Annotated in this window: 15 protein-coding genes and 1 tRNA gene; 6 read left to right on the forward strand and 10 right to left on the reverse strand. The window is 62.7% G+C overall.

Going from position 1 to position 17,352, the window contains the following annotated elements; genetic code table 11:
• Position 1: 1 nt before the first annotated feature.
• Positions 2-1,012: a TDT family transporter gene (locus M3484_RS02375; protein WP_249495599.1), complete on the reverse strand. Its 1,011-nt coding sequence runs from the start codon at positions 1,010-1,012 to the stop codon at positions 2-4.
• Between the two features lie 123 nt (positions 1,013-1,135).
• Between M3484_RS02375 and speB the strand changes: the two genes are divergently transcribed.
• Entirely contained in the window at positions 1,136-2,098 is a 963-nt protein-coding gene (speB, locus tag M3484_RS02380) for an agmatinase (protein WP_092897561.1), read from the forward strand.
• A gap of 99 nt (positions 2,099-2,197) precedes the next feature.
• The gene (locus tag M3484_RS02385; protein ID WP_249495600.1) at positions 2,198-3,178 is read left to right on the forward strand and encodes a glucokinase; all 981 of its coding nucleotides are present in this window, start codon (positions 2,198-2,200) and stop codon (positions 3,176-3,178) included.
• A 149-nt stretch (positions 3,179-3,327) separates the two neighbouring features.
• Here the strand turns inward: M3484_RS02385 and M3484_RS02390 are convergent, their stop codons facing one another.
• Positions 3,328-3,987, reverse strand: a complete 660-nt coding sequence (locus tag M3484_RS02390) for an alpha/beta hydrolase (RefSeq protein ID WP_249495601.1) — start codon at positions 3,985-3,987, stop codon at positions 3,328-3,330.
• The gene (locus M3484_RS02395) at positions 3,984-4,619 is read right to left on the reverse strand and encodes a DNA-3-methyladenine glycosylase family protein (protein ID WP_249495602.1); all 636 of its coding nucleotides are present in this window, start codon (positions 4,617-4,619) and stop codon (positions 3,984-3,986) included. The genes M3484_RS02390 and M3484_RS02395 overlap by 4 nt, the downstream gene beginning before the upstream one ends.
• Before the next feature lie 103 nt (positions 4,620-4,722).
• Between M3484_RS02395 and M3484_RS02400 the strand changes: the two genes are divergently transcribed.
• Entirely contained in the window at positions 4,723-5,940 is a 1,218-nt protein-coding gene (locus M3484_RS02400) for an MFS transporter (protein ID WP_249495603.1), read from the forward strand.
• Here M3484_RS02400 and M3484_RS02405 read toward each other — a convergent pair whose 3' ends face one another.
• From M3484_RS02405 to M3484_RS02425, 5 genes are all read right to left on the reverse strand, one after another.
• Positions 5,941-6,708, reverse strand: a complete 768-nt coding sequence (locus tag M3484_RS02405) for a phytoene/squalene synthase family protein (protein ID WP_249495604.1) — start codon at positions 6,706-6,708, stop codon at positions 5,941-5,943. It lies immediately after the preceding gene.
• A complete protein-coding gene (cimA, locus tag M3484_RS02410) occupies positions 6,705-8,324 on the reverse strand; it encodes a citramalate synthase (protein ID WP_249495605.1) in 1,620 nt (539 codons plus the stop codon). Before cimA ends, M3484_RS02405 begins: the two co-directional genes overlap by 4 nt.
• 79 nt (positions 8,325-8,403) lie before the next feature.
• Positions 8,404-9,765, reverse strand: coding sequence for a cysteine--tRNA ligase (gene cysS, locus M3484_RS02415; RefSeq protein ID WP_249495606.1), 1,362 nt, complete (start codon positions 9,763-9,765; stop codon positions 8,404-8,406).
• A gap of 314 nt (positions 9,766-10,079) precedes the next feature.
• Positions 10,080-10,688 carry an outer membrane protein gene (locus tag M3484_RS02420; RefSeq protein WP_092897549.1) on the reverse strand — a complete coding sequence of 203 codons (609 nt, stop codon included), beginning with the start codon at positions 10,686-10,688 and terminating at the stop codon, positions 10,080-10,082.
• 342 nt (positions 10,689-11,030) lie between these two features.
• Entirely contained in the window at positions 11,031-12,851 is a 1,821-nt protein-coding gene (locus tag M3484_RS02425) for an ABC-F family ATP-binding cassette domain-containing protein (RefSeq protein ID WP_249495607.1), read from the reverse strand.
• 239 nt (positions 12,852-13,090) lie between these two features.
• Between M3484_RS02425 and M3484_RS02430 the strand changes: the two genes are divergently transcribed.
• From M3484_RS02430 to M3484_RS02440, 3 genes are all read left to right on the forward strand, one after another.
• The gene (locus tag M3484_RS02430) at positions 13,091-15,127 is read left to right on the forward strand and encodes an ASKHA domain-containing protein (RefSeq protein WP_249495608.1); all 2,037 of its coding nucleotides are present in this window, start codon (positions 13,091-13,093) and stop codon (positions 15,125-15,127) included.
• 72 nt (positions 15,128-15,199) lie between these two features.
• Positions 15,200-15,273: transfer RNA gene (locus tag M3484_RS02435), tRNA-Gly, on the forward strand.
• A gap of 760 nt (positions 15,274-16,033) precedes the next feature.
• On the forward strand, positions 16,034-16,279 hold the full coding sequence (locus tag M3484_RS02440) for a hypothetical protein (RefSeq protein WP_249495609.1): 246 nt from the start codon (positions 16,034-16,036) through the stop codon (positions 16,277-16,279).
• Between the two features lie 205 nt (positions 16,280-16,484).
• On the opposite strand, the gene M3484_RS02445 is transcribed toward M3484_RS02440, so the two are convergent.
• Positions 16,485-16,757 carry a hypothetical protein gene (locus tag M3484_RS02445; RefSeq protein WP_249495610.1) on the reverse strand — a complete coding sequence of 91 codons (273 nt, stop codon included), beginning with the start codon at positions 16,755-16,757 and terminating at the stop codon, positions 16,485-16,487.
• On the reverse strand, positions 16,739-17,161 hold the full coding sequence (locus tag M3484_RS02450) for a glycoside hydrolase family protein (protein ID WP_249495611.1): 423 nt from the start codon (positions 17,159-17,161) through the stop codon (positions 16,739-16,741). The genes M3484_RS02445 and M3484_RS02450 overlap by 19 nt, the downstream gene beginning before the upstream one ends.
• Positions 17,162-17,352 lie beyond the last annotated feature (191 nt).

Below are 17,352 nucleotides of genomic sequence, written 5' to 3' on the forward strand. Positions count from 1 at the left end.
ATCAGGCCTCGCCGGTATTGGTCATATCGGCGAGCCTTCCCTTTGGCCAAAGCCTGAAGATCCGCCAGCAAACCACTGCTGAAAATCCAGAAACTGCCAGCAAGACAGCGACGGATGTCGCTGTTGCGCCGCCTTGGGCCATACTGTCTGCCACCAGGACGACCGGCCAGATCGCACAGCCCCAGATCGGCGTGAATCCCGCCCGTCCCAGCCAGCCGGCTGCTGCAACAATCAAGAACAGCATGACGAGAGCGGCCAGTCCCAGAACCGCAGCCAGGGTTTCCTGACCAAAATTAAGCGCAGCAATGGCGCAAAGCGCAACCGGCGCCAGATGCAGCACCAACATTGGCCGCAGAGGTGCCGGGGTCTGCTCGCGCAACAGCCCGATCAGCGCGGCCAGCAAAGCAAGACCTGCCGGCACCAGACAAATCACACTCAGAACAAGGGCTGCGCCGGTCCAGCTTTGCCCAATCAGCGCAGGCACCGCCACCAATGGCCCCGCGTAAATCAACTGCATCCCCGGATCAGGCCAGGCCCAGGAACGAGGACCGGATTCGCGACGCCTGCGCCAGGCCAGGGTGAAAAAGACCAGCGCCAGAACCAGATGCGCGACCAGTGCGACCAGGGTCAGTCCGAATGATGACACCGGCCAGAGGGGCCGGATCAGCTGGCCCGCTATCATCCCCGAAATCGTTGCCGCAAACAGCCCGTTTCGGGAAACGATAACCCGAAAATCATCTTTGATTACAGAAGGTCGCCGGACTATTCTCACAGCCAGAGCGAAGATGCAGAACAGCCAGAAGGCCAGTAAGAGCCCCGCTGCCATATCTGCCGCCGCCACCGGCAGATCGGTGGCCACCAGCACCTCCCGCAGAACCAGGGCCAGCGACATCAGCCCGGCCAGCGCGGTAAAAATCACCGGTGGCGTCCGGGCAAAAAGCCGGGTCTGGCGCGGCGGAAACTCCGGCGCCGGAAAGCGTTTGGGGCGAAGCCCTGCAGGATCCTGGGACATGGTAACCTCCTCTGCGCAGCAAAGCGCGGAATTGCGGTCGCCTCAAGGCGATCCGATGTCGCGGCCGGGCTTGCCATTCCGCAAACTCGGCACCAATGTCGCGCCAAAACGGGGAGAGAGACCATGACTTCGAACACCGCAAAGCCCGCCCGGCTGAACCTGCCCTTCGTGGGAATTTCCACTTTCGGCAAAAACGCTTACCAGCCGGACTGGGATAAGATCGACGCCGATGTGGCCGTGATGGGCGCGCCTTTCGACTTCGGCACACAGTTCCGCGCCGGCGCCCGTTTCGGACCGCGCGCGATCCGCGAAGCCTCGACGCTGTTTTCCTTCGGACTGGGCGGCGCCTATGATCACGAAGACGACGCGACCTATCTGGCCGAGGATGTACGGATCGTCGATATCGGAGATGCGGATATCGTTCATACCGATACCGAAACCAGCCACGCCAATATCGAGGCGGGCGTGCGCGCCATGCTTGATGCCGGCGCGCTGCCGGTGGTGCTGGGCGGCGATCATTCGATCAATATCCCCTGTATCCGCGCCTTTGAAGGCCGCGGCCCGATCCATATTCTTCAAATCGACGCGCATCTCGATTTCGTCGATATCCGCCACGGCGTGCGTCATGGCCATGGCAACCCGATGCGTCGCGCCGCCGAAAAGGACTATGTCACCGGGATCACCGCGCTCGGGATCCGCAATGTGTCCTCTACCGCGAAAGACGGCTATGATGCCGCGCGCAGGATGGGTGATGACATCATCTCGGTGCGCCAGGCCCGCAAGCTGGGAACCGAGGGCGTATTGGCCCGCATCCCTGCAGATGCCCGCGTCTATGTGACGATCGACATTGACGGTTTCTGCCCCTCGATCGCCCCGGGGACCGGCACGCCCTCGCATGGCGGCTTCCTCTATTATGAAGTGCTCGAGGTGCTCCAGGCCGTCGCCAACCGCCATGAGGTGGTTGGTATGGACCTGGTCGAGGTGGCGCCGGACTATGATCATTCCGGCTCGACACAGATCCTCGCGGCGCAGGTGCTGCTGAATTTCCTCGGTTTCATCTTCCATGCGCGCGGGAAACGCGGCTGAGGCTTGCCGTGACCGGGTCTGACCCGGTATCAATCGGCAGATGATAGCGATAACGGCAGCGGGAATATCCCGCTGTCTGGTCTTGTGATGGAGTGACCTATGGCCCTGGCGATCCTTGCCGATATCGGCGGCACCAATACGCGGGTCGCCCTCGCTGAAGGGTCACAGGTGGTCGAAGGGTCGATCCGGCGCTTTCCGAATGCAGAGTATAAGGCGCGCGGCCAGGATATTGCCGCGATCCTGCGCGACTATCTCACAGATGCCGGCGTGGCGGTTGAGGGCGTCTGTGTCGCCGCCGCCGGCCCGGTGCAGGATGGGGTCGCGACCATGACCAATCTCGACTGGGTGATGGATGAAAACAAGCTTCGCAGCGCCACCGGAGCGCATCGGGTCTCGATCCTGAACGACCTCCAGGCCCAGGGGCACGCGCTTGGCCATATCGCGCCCGATTGCCTGAGGCCGCTGATCGACGGCGCGGCGGTTCCGGGCCAGACCATGCTGGTTGTGGGGCTGGGGACCGGGGTCAATGCCGCGCCGGTCTATGGCCACGGGGCCGATCGCGTGGTGCCGCCTTCGGAAAGCGGCCATATGAATATGCCGGTCCGCAGCGAGGAAGACCTCGCGCTTTTGCGGTTCATCGAGGCGCTGCTGCAGGGTCGCGGTGAGGTCGCACATTGCGGCGTCGAGGAAGTCCTCGCCGGGCGTGGCCTGGCCAATCTCTACAGTTTTGCAAGCCATCAGGCCGGCAGCCGGGACGAGAAATCCTCTGCCGAAATCCTCGGGTTGCTGGCGGCAGGAGCCCCGGTCGCCGCAGATGCCGCACGGCTTTACAGCCATATCCTGGCCGGTTTCCTCTCTGATCTGGCGCTGAGCTATCTGCCCTGGGGCGGCATCTATCTGATCGGCGGCATGGCCCGGGCGATGACGCCCTGGTTCGAACAGCATCACCTCGCCGCGCAGTTCCGCGAACCGCGCCGGGTCGATCTGCTGACCCATGCCTTCCGCGTCTCGGTGGTGGAAGATGACTACGCCGCCCTGACCGGCTGCGCCGCCTGGCTTGAGGCGCTGCGCCCGCATTGAAATGGTGCGCGTCTGGCTGATTGAGGAAGCCTCCGGCGGGGATATTTAGAGACAGATGAAATCAGCTGAGGAATTTCATCTGTCTCTAAATATCCCGGGGGAGTCCCGGAACGGGACGGGGGCAGCGCCCCCAGCCCGACCAGTGAAAATCACCCCGGCAGGCGTTCTTTCAGGAAGCCGAGCGCCGCGCCAAGGCCGTCGGGTGCGATACCGTGACCGGTTCCCTGCATCACATGCGCATAGGTCTCGAATCCGGCGCCGACCAGCGCGTCTCCTGCAAGGGACATATCCTCAAAGGGGACCACCGGATCCTGATCGCCATGGATCAGCAGCACCGGGGGCTTCACCTTCGCCTCGGCTGCGAGCAATTCCGGCGCGAGCAAGCGTCCGGAAATAGCGACAATACCCGCCAGTGGCAGGCTGCGGCGGGGGGCGACATGCAGGCTCATCATCGCGCCTTGTGAAAACCCGATCAGCGCAAGGGCAGATGGCTCCAGCCCCTCGTCCTTCAGCCTCGCATCCAGAAAGCCGTTCAGGTCTTCTGCCGCTGCAAGCAACCCCTGGCGCGCCGCGTCTTCGGACGAGCCGTCGAGCCATGGGATCGGGAACCACTGCCGGCCAAAGGGCGTGCCGGCGCAGGGTTCCGGCGCGTCGGGCGCGGCAAAAGCCGTATCCGGCAGATGCGGCGCCAGCGCATCGGCAAGGCCCAGAAGGTCATTTCCGTCGGCGCCGTACCCATGCAGGAACACGATCAGCGATTTCGCCCGACCCTGCGCTGCACCCTTGCGTCCGAATTTCAGCTCTCTCATCCCATGATCCCTTCACGGCCCCTGTCCACCCGGTAGTAGGACCACAAAAGCCGTGCCGCAACCGATCTCCAGGGCGCCCAGGCGAGTGACATGGCGCGGAGATCCTTTTCGGAGGGGCGTTCGTCGAGGCCAAACAGCCGGCGTGCGGATTCCTGCAAGGCCAGATCCCCGGGCGCGAAGACATCGGCATGGCCAAGCGCGAACATCGCATAGATCTCGGCGGTCCAGCGTCCGATCCCGGGCAGCGCCACCAGCGTTGCAATCACCCCATCGGTCGGCGCCTGCCTGAGCCCCGCATAATCCAGCCGCGCCGCCGCCAGCGCTTTGGCATAGCGCGCCTTTTGTCGCGACAGCCCGGCCGCGCGCAGATCCTCTTCGCCGGCCGCGTCAATGCGGTTCTCATCGAGATAGCCCGCCGCCGCCATCCGCGCGCGAATCGCTGTGGCCGAAGCGACCGAGACCTGCTGCGAGATGATCGCATCCAGCAGCGCTTCGAACCCGTCCTGGCGCAGCCGCAAGGGCGGCATCCCGGTCAGTCCGGCGGCATGGGCAAAGCGCGGATCGAGGCGCGAGAGCCAGTCGATCCCTTCGGCGAGACAGGGCTCACCCAGAATGATGCGGGGTGTGGTCATGCGCGCAACCTGATCACGCGCCGCTGCCAATGGCAATCCGCCGCAGTGCCTCGGCGCCGTCAGCCCCTTGACCCTGCCCCCCGGGAAGCTCTTACCTCACGCCATGACCGCGACTCATCTCTCTCCCGCTTCCGACGCGCTGGCCAGGCGCAATGTGGTGATCCTGATCATCGCTCAGGCGATGCTGGGTGCACAGATGCCGTTGATCTTCACCGTGGCGGGGCTGGCGGGGCAGAGCCTTGCCTCGAATATCTGCTGGGCGACGCTTCCGGTCACGCTCACCGTGCTGGGTTCGATGCTGAGCGCCACGCCGATATCGGCCTTCATGCAGCGCCATGGGCGGGCGGCGGGATTTATCCTCGGTGCGCTTGGCGGCGCGCTTGGCGGGGCCTTTGGCGCCTGGGGCCTGTGGGTGGGCAGTTTCACCCTCTTTTGCGTCGGAGCCTTCTTTTCCGGCATCTATATGAGCGCGCAGGGCTTCTACCGTTTCGCCGCGGCGGATACCGCATCAGACAGCTTCCGCCCACGCGCCATTTCCTGGGTCATGGGGGGCGGGCTGCTTTCAGCGATGCTGGCGCCGCTGATCTTCCGCGCGACCTCGGATGCGCTGGTCATCACCTTTACCGGCAGCTATCTCGCCATTATCGCAATCAACCTGATCGGCCTTTTCCTGTTCTTCGCGCTGAAGATCCCGCGCCCTGTTGCACGTGTCGACACCGGCCAGGGCCGCAGCCGGGGCGAGCTGATCCGCACCCCGGTGATCGCAGTCGCGATGATCTGCGCCACGGTCTCTTACGCGCTGATGAACCTCGTCATGACCTCGTCCCCACTGGCCGTGGTGGGCTGCGGCTTTGAGAAATCCGACGCCTCGAACATCGTCTCGGCCCATGTGCTGGCCATGTATCTGCCGAGCTTCTTCACCGGCCATCTGATCGCCCGTTTCGGGGTCGAGAAAGTCATTGCCCTCGGGCTGATGATCCTTGCAGGCGCCGGCGCGGTCGCGATGACCGGTGTCCAGCTTGAGCATTTTTATGCCGCGCTGATCCTGCTGGGTATTGGCTGGAATTTCGGCTTCATCGGCGCGACCACAATGCTGACCGCCGCACAGCGCCCGGAAGAGCGTGGCCGCCTGCAGGGGCTGAACGATCTGGTCGTATTCGGGGGCGTGACGCTGGCGTCGCTCTCCTCGGGCGGGCTGATGAACTGCTCGGGGGGATCGCCCCAGACCGGCTGGCAGATGGTCAATCTTGCGATGCTGCCCTTCCTCGTGCTGGCCGGTGGCGCGCTGATCTGGCTCTGGCTGCGCCCGAAAGAAGCGTGATCAGAACCGCCCGCTGAGCGCCTGCCATAACAGCCCGCCGCGCCGGCTGAATTCCGCAAGTGTCAGCCGGCCCTCGGCTATTGCTTCCGGATCAGCCGAAGCGCGCACCAGAACTGCCCCGGCCTGCCAGCCTGGCAAAAGTGCCGCCCGTGCCACCCGCGGAACACTGCGTCGCCCTGCCCTTGCGGCCTTCAGCCATCCGAGCCCCTCACGCGCCAGAACCTCCGGCGCGGCCTCGGGCAAGGGGTGGCGGCCCCGCGCGCTCAGTTCCGGCACCGCGCGGAAATAGCCCGCCATCGCCGAGGCCCGGCCATAAAGCCGCACTGCCTCCTCTGCCGCAGGCCCTGCCCCAAGCGCCAGCGCCGAAAGCCACATCAGCCCGCCGCCGGTCGCGCCCAGATAGCCGTAAAAGGCGCTCTCCGAAGTGAAGACCCCGCCCCAGGCATCGTGGCGACGCGCCTCGATCATCTGGTCAAAGGTCTCGAAGGGCAGTGACTTCTTGCGGATCAGCTCGTTCAGCGGCCCTGCCACCTCATGGGCGCGCGCGGGCTCTCCGGCGATCGCGGCCTCGACCACCTCGCGCCACCATTGCAGCCGCATCTCGGCGATCATCGGCTCTTTCGTGGTCCAGGGGATACGCGCGAGTTCCAGATTGAACGCGTAAAGCGGCAGGAGATCAGCCCGCGCCTGAACCGGCGCCGCCATCAGCGCCTGCCAGCGGTCGGGGTCGCCACGCGCAACCAGCGCGGCACAGGCGTCAAGGCTCACGACGCCGCCTCCGTATCGCGGGTCAGCTTCCAGCGCACCGCATCGAGCAGCGCCTCGAATGACGCATCGACTATGTTGGGCGAGACGCCGACCGTCGACCAGCGCCGCCCTTTGCCATCCTCGCTGTCGATGATGACGCGGGTGACGGCCTCTGTGCCGCCCTGCGTGATCCGAACCTTGAAATCCACGAGCCGCATATCCCCGATCAGTGCCTGCCAGGGGCCAAGATCTTTCGCCAGCGCTTTCCACAAAGCATTGACCGGGCCGCGGTCATTCCCTGCCCCGTCTTGGCTTTCCGAAACCGAAAGCATCCGCTCGCCCCCGGCATCCACAACCACCACCGCTTCCGAGAGGGTCCGGCGGCTGCCATCGGGTTCATCGCGCCGCTCGACCGTCACCCGGTAGCGCAGCACTTTGAAGAAATGCGCGGCCAGACCCAGCTCGCGCCGCGCCACCATCTCGAACGAAGCCTGGGCGCCATCATAGGCATAGCCCTGATCTTCGCGGCGTTTCACCTCTTCAAGGATCAGCGCGAGGCGCGGGTCTTTTGGATCGACCATGATCCCCGCAAGCGCCAGCTGTGCCCGCAGGTTCGACTGCCCGGCCTGGTTCGACATCGGGATCTGGCGGGTATTGCCGACAAGGCCGGGATCCATATGCTCATAGGTCGAGGGATCCTTGAGGATCGCACTGGCATGCAGGCCTGCCTTATGGGCAAAGGCCGAGGCCCCGACATAGGGCGCCGAGCGCAGCGGCACCCGGTTCAGGATATCGTCAAGCATCCGGCTGGTCTTTACCAGCGTGGCCATAGCCTGATCGGTGACCCCGGTTTCAAGTGTGTCCACAAAGGGCGCTTTCAACTTCAGGGTCGGGATCAGCGTCACCAGATTGGCATTGCCGCAGCGCTCGCCCAGCCCATTCAGTGTGCCCTGGATCTGACGGCACCCCGCCTCGACCGCCGCAAGCGAATTGGCGATCGCATTGCCAGTATCATCATGGCAATGGATGCCAAGCCTTGCCCCCGGAATGCCGGCCGCGATCACCTCGCGCACCACGCGACCAACCTCCCCCGGCAATGTGCCGCCATTGGTGTCGCAAAGCACGATCCAGCGCGCCCCCGCAGCCTCGGCTGCGCGCAGACAGGCGAGCGCATAACCGGGATTGGCGCGGTAGCCATCGAAGAAATGCTCGGCATCGAACAAGGCCTCACGCCCCTTCGCCACGACATGGCGCAGGGACGCCGAAATCGCCTCGAGGTTTTCCTCCAGCGTCACGCCGAGCGCGGTTGTCACATGAAATTCATGCGTCTTCCCGACCAGGCAGACTGCAGGCGTTTCCGCATCAAGCACCGCCGCCAGCACATCGTCATTCTCGGCTGACCGTCCGACCCGCTTTGTCATGCCAAAAGCGGTCATCACCGCCCGGGTCTGTGGCGCCTCGCGGAAGAAATCGCTGTCGGTAGGGTTCGCGCCCGGCCAGCCGCCTTCGATGTAATCCACCCCGAGCCGGTCCAGGGCCCGCGCAATCGCCACTTTCTCTGCGGCCGAGAATTGCACACCCTGGGTCTGCTGCCCGTCGCGCAACGTGGTATCAAAGAGATAAAGACGCTCTTTCATTCTGGCGCCCCTTCTTCCTGACGCAAATACTCCCGGGGGGGGTGGGGGGCAGAAAGCCCCCCGCTGCCTGCCGCATCCATCAGTCCAGCGCCTCCAGCTTTGCCGCATCGAAACCAGGTCCCGGCATCAGCTCGACCCCCGCTTTCGACATCCGTACCTCAACGCCAGCCGCCAGCAGGTTTGCTTTCATCGCATCAACCGGCGCGAAATCTTTCGACAGCATCGCCGCATCGCGCAAGGATGCCAGCCGCGCCGCCCAGGGGGCAAGGTCAACGCCAGCCTCTGTCCAGGCCCCCATGTGATCCTCCAGAAGACCCAGCATCCCGGCCGAGGCCTTCAGCGCCGCCGCATCGCCCTCGCGGGCCAGATCATGCAAGACTGCAATCGCGCCCGCGGTGTTCAGATCATCCGAAAGCGCCTCGACCACCCGCGGCGCAGGCTCGCCCGCCGGCACGCCATCCACCAGCTGGCGCCATTTGCGCAAGGTTCCCTCGGCCTGGACCGCCTTTTCATGCGTCCAGTCCATCGGCTTGCCGTAATGGGTGCCCAGATAGACCATCCGGATCACCTCACCCGGATAGCCCTGGTCCAGCAGATCGCGCACGGTGAAGAAATTGCCCAGGGATTTGGACATCTTCTTGCCTTCGACCTGGAGCATCTCATTATGCATCCAGACCCGTGCGAAAGACCCATGCGGATGGGCGCAGCAGCTCTGCGCAATCTCATTCTCATGATGCGGGAATTGCAGGTCGAGCCCGCCGCCATGAATGTCAAAACTCTCGCCGAGCAATTCATAGGACATTGCCGAGCATTCGATATGCCAGCCGGGCCGCCCGTAACCCCAGGGGCTGTCCCAACCTGGGACACCCTCGTCCGAAGGCTTCCAGAGCACGAAATCCATCGGGTCTTCTTTATAGGGCGCGACCTCAACGCGGGCGCCGGCGATCATATCATCGACGGAACGCCCCGACAGCGCGCCGTAAGCCTGGTAGCTGCGCACCCGGAACAGCACATGGCCTGCGGCTGCATAAGCATGGCCGCTTTCGATCAGCCCTTCGATCATCGTGATCATCGCGCCAATATATTCGGTCGCGCGCGGCTCATGCGTCGGGCGCAGCGCGCCAAGCGCATCCATATCCTCGTGATACCAGCGGATCGTCTCATCGGTGATATCGCGGATCGGGCGGCCGGTCTCGGCGGCGCGGGCGTTGATCTTGTCATCAACATCCGTGAAGTTCCGCGCGTAAACCACTGAATCCGCGCCATAAACATGCCGCATCAGCCGGAAAAGCGTGTCAAAAACAACCACCGGGCGGGCATTGCCGATATGGGCGCGGTCATAGACGGTCGGGCCACAGACATAGATCTGCACCCGATCGCTGTTGATCGGCTCAAACACTTCCTTGCGACGCGTCTTCGTATTGGTCAGCCGGATGGTCACCCGTTATGCTCCTCGCGCGATGCTTCTCCCCCGCGCGGGGCTTACCGGTTCTGTCTGGGATAAGACGAAGCCGCCCGCGCGATCCTGGATCAGCGGGTAATGCAGCAGATGAAGGTCATGCGCAATCTTGTCATTCGACCGGCCCCTTCGCTTCGGGGCCCTGCGCCCCCGTTTCACTCTTGTCTTCGTGGTGCTCTGTGCCATGGCTGCGCGGCGAGGCCAAGACCTTTCCTGCGCACAGAGTTGCGGCCCGGCACAAAAAAGGCGCCGCCAATGGCTGGCGGCGCCCGTATTACAGATGGATCAGTTCCGGATCAGAAGCGGTAGTTCGCCCGGATCGCGAAAGTGCTGCCGTCAAGATCGACGCCGGAATTGTCGAAATTGTCGTATTTGTTGTAGAGGTATTCGGCACCTACGACCCAGTTATTGCCGAGGTCATAGTCATAGCCGAGACCGGCGACCCAGCCATTATCCGAGTAATTGGTACCAGCGATGCTGGCCTTGGCCCAGGAAGCACCGGCGGTCGCATAGATCAGCGACTGGCCGAGGTCATAGCCGAGCTGCAGCTTGAGGTCGGTTTTGTTCTTCAGCTTGGCATCGACCGCATCATCCTTGATGTTCGAGCCCGCGAAAGCCCCTTCGACACCGATCACGGTATTGCCGAGGTCCCAGCGATAGCCGAGCTGCACGCCGCCGATTGCGCCGTCGCCATCCAGCACTTTCACGCCGGAGGTTTCACCGTCGAAATTGCCATAGCCAAGGCTGGCACCGCCATAGAAACCTGCCCAGTTGCCTTGCGGGGCCGAGATCACAACCGGAGCCGGGGCGACCACCACCGGTTCATCGACCACGACGGCCGGGCCACCGGCGAAAGCAGGGGCTGCCACTGCACTGAAAGCGAGGATCGCTGCGATACGTTTCATTCGTTAACTCCTTTGTTCCGCATCCCCCCGGTCGGGCTACGGACAGTGCCTTAAAGGAAAGGCGCCTCGCTGGTCGGTGAGGAGCAGGAAGGCCGTTCCCTCGTCACTTGCCAGGCGGCATCCGGTGACCGGAATCCGCCTCCGCCGGGGATGTGCTGCCCCAGACATCGGAGCCTTTGTGCCTCTGCGCAACCCGACCTCACCATGGCGTGAGCAGCGCGCGATCAATTGTGAACGGATCGGTTCAAATCTGGCTGAAAACTGCCTGGGCCAGATCGGCAAACGGCTTAATCCCGCCCGTCTTGCCGGGCGGAAAACCTGTCAGGGCAGATCAGGGCGCGTTCAGCCCTGGTCTTCGGCCCGTTCCGCGAGGCCGAGCCATTCCTCTTCCGCCGCAGCCAGAGCCGCCTCCCGCTCGGCCAGCATCTCACTGGCCTTGCGGAATTTGACGGGCTCGCGCTCAAAGAGATCGGCCTGGGCAAGAAGATCGCTCAGCCGGGCAATCTCGGCTCCCAGCTTTTCCAGCTGCGATGGCAGATCCGCGAGCCGCTTTTTCTCTGTGAAAGACAGAGCAGAACCGTTTGATACAGCTGCGGTTTCTTTCTCGACCGCCTTTGGGGCAGACTTTGGTGCTGCGGTCAGTTGTGCCTGCCGTTCAGGACGCTGTTGCACATAATCCGACCAGCCGCCGGGATAGGCCGTCACCTGGCCATTCCCCTCCATCGCAACGGTCGCAGTCGCCACCCGGTCAATGAAATCACGGTCATGGCTGACCAGCAGCACCGTGCCGTCAAACTCGCCCAGGATATCCTGCAACAGATCAAGCGTTTCGACATCAAGGTCATTGGTCGGTTCGTCCAGGATCAGAAGATTAGACGGTAAGGCCATGATTTTGGCCAGCAAAAGCCGCGCCTTCTCGCCGCCTGACAATGAGCGCACCGGCGCACGCGCCTGTCCCTCATCAAAGAGAAAATCCTTCAGATAGCCGACCACATGTTTCGGCTGCCCCCGTACCATGACCTGGTCGGAAGCGCCGGAAACCGCCATCAGCGGATCACCGGTCAGGTTTTCCCAAAGGCTCGCCTCCGGATCAAGGCGCGAGCGCGTCTGGTCAAACACCGCGATCTCAAGGCTGGTACCAAGCGTGACCGTCCCGGCATCGGGGGCGATCTCGCCGGTCAGCAGTTTCAGCAGCGTGGTCTTCCCGACCCCGTTCGGGCCGACAAAAGCCACCCGGTCGCCGCGCTGCACCCGCAGGTCAAAATCCCTGACGATCGTCTTGTCGCCGAACCCCTTGGTCAGTCCGACCGCCTCGATCACCCGCTTGCCCGAGACCGGCCCGCTTTCCAGCGCCATCGCCGCCGTTCCCTGGCGGCGGATCTGCGAGGACCGCTCCTCGCGCAAAGCGGCAAGTGCCCGGACCCGGCCCTGGTTGCGCTTACGCCTGGCCGAGATCCCCTCGACCGCCCATTTCGCCTCGGCCTTGATCTTGCGATCCAGCTTGTGGCGAGCCTCGTCTTCCTCGGCCCAGACAGTCTCGCGCCAATCCTCGAAACCGTCGAAACCTGCTTCGCGCCGCCTCACTTCGCCGCGATCAATCCACAAAGTGGCGCGCGTCAGCGCTTTCAGAAACGCGCGGTCATGGCTGATCAGCACGAAAGCCGCCCGCGTGTCGCGCAGCTCGTTTTCCAGCCATTCAATGGCCTGAATATCCAGGTGGTTGGTCGGCTCATCGAGGAGCATAAGCTCCGGCGCCTCGGCCAGCAGCTTCGCCAGGGCAGCCCGGCGTTTCTCGCCGCCCGACGCCGTCGATACCGGCACATCCGGGTCGAATTTCAACCCATCCGCCACCGTGGCAAGCCGCCAGGCCTCATCTTCGGGCAGTTTCGACGCGGCAAATTCGCCCAGTGTCGCAAAGCCGGACAGATCCGGATCCTGCTCCATATACCCCACAGTGACGCCAGACGGCACCACGACCTGGCCCTTGTCTGCCTCAACAATCCCGGCCATCACCTTCATAAGTGTGGATTTTCCGGTGCCATTGCGCCCGACCAGCGCCACCCGGTCACCCGGCTGAACGGTCAGCGAAAGATCATCGAATACCGGATTGCCGCCGAAAGTCAGCGAAATCCCCGAAAGCTGAAGAAGAGGTGCGCGTGCCATGCGCCTCCGCTATGCGCAGCATTGAATGCCGTCAACTCCCCCTTTTCTTCCTCAGACAAATACTCCGGGCCTCGGCGGCCGGCTCCCGACCGCTTTGCCTCAGCTCAGGGCCCGGATGTCGCGCCCGCTCATGTCGCGATTACGCCGCGAACAGGTCGCAACCTGACGCTTCCCGCCCTTGCCCCGCCGCCCATTCCCGCTAGAACCAGGGTTGCGCGAGAGGACCAGAGGCCAAACCCATGTCAGAAGACGCACTCGTCATTTTCACCCCATCGGGCAAGCGCGGACGTTTCGCGCATGGCACTCCGGTCCTCCAGGCCGCACGCAGCCTTGGCGTCGATCTCGATTCAGTGTGCGGAGGGCGCGGCATCTGCTCGAAATGCCAGATCACCCCGGGATATGGTGAATTCCCGAAACACGGCGTCACGGTCGAGCCGGGCGCGCTTTCGGAATGGAACGCGGTCGAGGATCGCTACAACCGTATCCGTGGGCTGAAGGAAGGCCGCCGCCTTGGCTGCCAGGCCAAAGTGATGGGCGATATCGTTATCGACGTTCCCCCCGAGAGCCAGGTTCATAAACAGGTGATCCGCAAATCCGCCACCGAGCGTGACATTGCCATGGATCCCGCCACCCGCAGCTTTTATGTCGAGGTTGAAGAGCCCGACATGCATATCCCCACCGGTGATTTCGAACGTCTGAAGCGCGCCCTGCAGGATCAGTGGAAAATCAAAGATGTAACAGCTGATCTTACCATATTGCGCAAGCTCCAGACAGTCTTGCGCAAGGGCGAATGGAAGGTCACCGCGATCCTGAACCAGGGCAATCACGACGAGGCGCATCGTATCCTCGACCTCTTCCCCGGCTATGCAGAAGAGCCGCTTTACGGTCTCGCCGTCGATCTCGGCTCCACCACGATCGCGGCGCATCTTTGCGACCTGTCGACCGGCAAAGTTCTGGCCTCTTCGGGGCTGATGAACCCGCAGATCCGTTTTGGCGAAGACCTGATGAGCCGGGTCTCCTATGCGATGATGAACCCGGGCGGCGATGTCGAAATGACCAGAGCCGTACGCGAGGCGATCAACAATCTGGTGCTGTCTATCTCGGAGGAAGCCGGCATTTCGCCGGGGCAGATCTATGAAATGGTGATTGTTTTCAATCCCGTGATGCATCACCTCTTCCTCGGGATTGATCCGGTGGAACTCGGCCAGGCGCCTTTCGCGCTGGCAACCTCGGATTCGCTCTCGCTCGACGCGCGCGCGCTGGATCTGACAGCGATGAACCACAATGCCCGGGTCTATGTCCTGCCCTGTATCGCCGGCCATGTCGGTGCCGATGCCGCAGCGGTGGCACTATCCGAGGAACCCAATAAATCCAAAGACATGGTGCTCATTGTTGATGTCGGCACCAATGCCGAAATCCTGCTTGGGAATGAAAGCCGGGTTCTGGCCTGTTCCTCGCCCACAGGCCCCGCTTTTGAAGGGGCGCAGATTTCCTCCGGCCAGCGCGCCGCCCCAGGTGCGATCGAGCGCATCACCATCGACCCGATCACGAAAGAGCCGCGCTTCCGGGTGATCGGATCCGAGCTGTGGTCGGATGAGCCGGGGTTCATCGAAGCCACCGCAACAACGGGCATCACCGGTATCTGCGGCTCCGGCATCATCGAAGCCGTGGCCGAGATGCGGATGGCGGGCCTCGTCGATGCGAGCGGATTGATCGGCGGCCCCGATCAGACCGGCACGCGACGCGCCGAGCCGCATGGCCGTACCTTCTCTTATCTGATCCATGATGGCAGCGCAGAGGGCGGCCCCCGGATTACTGTAACACAGGGCGATATCCGCGCGATTCAACTGGCAAAATCGGCACTCTATGCCGGGGCCAAACTCCTTATGGACGCGATGGGCATCGATCATGTCGACCGCGTGACCCTGGCTGGCGCCTTTGGAGCTCATATCTCGCCGAAACACGCAATGGTGCTGGGAATGATCCCGGATGTGCCGCTCGATCATGTCAGCTCGGCCGGGAATGCCGCCGGCACCGGCGCGCGGATCGCGCTTCTGAACCGTGCGGCGCGCGATCAGATCGAGGCGACTGTACACGAGATCCACAAGGTCGAGACCGCGATTGAGCCGCGCTTTCAGGAGCATTTCGTCAATGCAAGCGCAATTCCCAATGCGGTCGATCACTTCCCCGAACTCGCAAAAGTGGTCACCCTGCCCGATGTCTCCTTCAACACCGGAGGATCAGGCGGAGGAGAAGGCCGCCGGCGCAGGCGCTGATACGCAAAAATCGCAATCGGCCGCAGAGCCACGCTTGACCTTACATCGCTACTCGCGTAGCTGAACGGCTATGCGGGTGTAGCTCAATGGCAGAGCAGCAGCTTCCCAAGCTGAATACGAGGGTTCGATTCCCTTCACCCGCTCCAGATCTCCACACGGTTTTTCATGTTTGATTTCAAGACCATGGTAGCCATTGATGGCATAGGCTTTCACCATCCACCCCGGCTCTCAAAGGGAACAAAACCGCAATAAAAGGCAATTGATCCCCAGACTATGTTCCCGATTCGACCTGTCTCACGCCAAGGCCCCCGGCCACAGACCGAGGACTTTGCAATCGGGATGCCTGCGGTGATCAGCCCGCGCAGAGCCAGGAACTGACAGTGCGCGCAGCAACTGCACATCTGAAACAAATGGTGAACACGTGAAATTCCGGCCCATCCGAGTCGCCCATGTCCCGTACAACCATGCCGCTACCCGATACAGTCCACCTCATCTGTGACAGATGTGCCGATCAGGCAGATACAGCCGCGCGCGCTATGTCGCACTGGCCGGCACCTAAGACGCGCCGTCTGCACTGCAGGAGTTTGCCCGGGCCGCCGGGTGCGAGGTCGCGCTCAGGCAGCACAAATGGGAATGGAGTGACCGCTGCCAGATTGTATACGATCTGGCTGCACGAAAGCGGGATCAAGCCTGACACCCTGCATCGATCAGCGCCATCAGCCGGGCTCCGCTCACCACGGCCCGGTCATCCGGTGGGCGGGAGCGCTACATATAGCTTCAACCGCCGGATCCAGCTGTTAAACAGTTGTATAGCAATTGACACACCAGACAGAATCGCGCTTAGAGTGTAGCGTTGTTTTCAGTAGCCTTCGCCTCTTTGGCACCTTGGTTTTTGGAATTTTTCGTTTGAGCGCAGAACATTTCTTATTGATTTCCAGCATCCTGGACTGGCTCCAGCGCCACTCTGAAGGCAAGATCACGGACGACAGCAAATCCGCATCAGCCATGTTTAATCTGCTTGGCTCCCAGAAGATCGAGCTTGAACACATCTACGCACTGTGCGTGTCTGACTTCTGCGAAGAGCCCATCTCAACTTCAACCGGTGGTCATTTCGGCCGCGGCGCCCGGGGGATTAAATCCTTTCGTAGCTAGCTTCTTCAGAGGTTCTCTCTTTGTGCCTGCTTGGGTTGGTCGCATACCACCGCCCGCTCTCACCGCAGGCTCACCGGATCGATACGTGACGCAGCAGCATTCCGGGCGCGACAAGTGACCAGCGCAGCGCGGTCCTGCCCCCCACAGACTGACAACCTCCGCCCGGGTGATGTCCCGCTCAGGGATCAGCACCGGGCGATCGCAGTCAGCGAAGGCGGTTGAGGCGCTCCGCGCCCCGCAGCCCGAGAGCGCAATTATCAGAATCAGGATCAGCGGTCGCATCGCGGACGATCTCCCCGAAAGTATAGGTTGCAGATTGCTGGACTTCGCTGGCGCTGGCTGCGTATTGCAGGGCGACCGTCGCGGCGGCTGCCAAATTCTCTGCCCCCGACCGGCGCTCCCAGGTAAGGCCGGTCCAGACGCCGGCCGAGAAAACGATACTGGTTGCACCGGCATAGATCAGGCCTTTTTCAAACATAGCGCGCGCTCCTCAGCCCTCCGAACCACCAGCCCGCGCACCGCTCGCCCGCCGGCCTTGTTGAACCACGTCAGGGCATCACAGGCACCGGGAATGTCGTCGGCATTCAGTCGCCGGGTGGCGGTGGACTTCCCAGCCCCTGCGATCCCGATGTTGAAGGCCAGCGAGGTGAATGCCGCATCACGAGGCGCAGGCAACCTGTCCCGGATGGTCTCGTTGGTGAAATACCGGTGCAGGCCCGCCCGGTACTCCGCGACCTCCAGGCACGCGCTATTGGCACGACGATTTCCAAATCCGGGTTCGTAGATTTCATGGTTCTTGTGGGACCGAGGACGTCGAGGAAGCCAAAGCCGCAGAGGCTGAGAAAGGGTCGCGGCATAGTCGCAGGCCACAGCCAGCAGCAATGCTTCTCCTTGGGTCAAGCATTGGGCATACAGGCGCAACCCTGGCAATATGCCCGACCATCTGCCGCGCATCGAACAGCTGGGGGCATTCAGGCAATGAACGCAAATTCGCTTATTCTGCGGGAATTGCGCAGCGCCTCAGGATGATATGTTTTTCGTCTAAATCTACATATAACTCATTGATTATATTT

This window comes from Pseudomonas sp. GX19020 (assembly GCF_023371075.1).
GTDB lineage: Bacteria > Pseudomonadota > Alphaproteobacteria > Rhodobacterales > Rhodobacteraceae > Pseudogemmobacter.

Coding starts and splice junctions, on each gene's coding strand:
- M3484_RS02375 (WP_249495599.1), bottom strand. CDS start 1,012: ATGTCCCAGGATCCTGCAGGGCTTCGCCCCAAACGCTTTCCGGCGCCG.
- speB (WP_092897561.1), top strand. CDS start 1,136: ATGACTTCGAACACCGCAAAGCCCGCCCGGCTGAACCTGCCCTTCGTG.
- M3484_RS02385 (WP_249495600.1), top strand. CDS start 2,198: ATGGCCCTGGCGATCCTTGCCGATATCGGCGGCACCAATACGCGGGTC.
- M3484_RS02390 (WP_249495601.1), bottom strand. CDS start 3,987: ATGAGAGAGCTGAAATTCGGACGCAAGGGTGCAGCGCAGGGTCGGGCG.
- M3484_RS02395 (WP_249495602.1), bottom strand. CDS start 4,619: ATGACCACACCCCGCATCATTCTGGGTGAGCCCTGTCTCGCCGAAGGG.
- M3484_RS02400 (WP_249495603.1), top strand. CDS start 4,723: ATGACCGCGACTCATCTCTCTCCCGCTTCCGACGCGCTGGCCAGGCGC.
- cimA (WP_249495605.1), bottom strand. CDS start 8,324: ATGAAAGAGCGTCTTTATCTCTTTGATACCACGTTGCGCGACGGGCAG.
- M3484_RS02420 (WP_092897549.1), bottom strand. CDS start 10,688: ATGAAACGTATCGCAGCGATCCTCGCTTTCAGTGCAGTGGCAGCCCCT.
- M3484_RS02425 (WP_249495607.1), bottom strand. CDS start 12,851: ATGGCACGCGCACCTCTTCTTCAGCTTTCGGGGATTTCGCTGACTTTC.
- M3484_RS02430 (WP_249495608.1), top strand. CDS start 13,091: ATGTCAGAAGACGCACTCGTCATTTTCACCCCATCGGGCAAGCGCGGA.
- M3484_RS02445 (WP_249495610.1), bottom strand. CDS start 16,757: ATGTTTGAAAAAGGCCTGATCTATGCCGGTGCAACCAGTATCGTTTTC.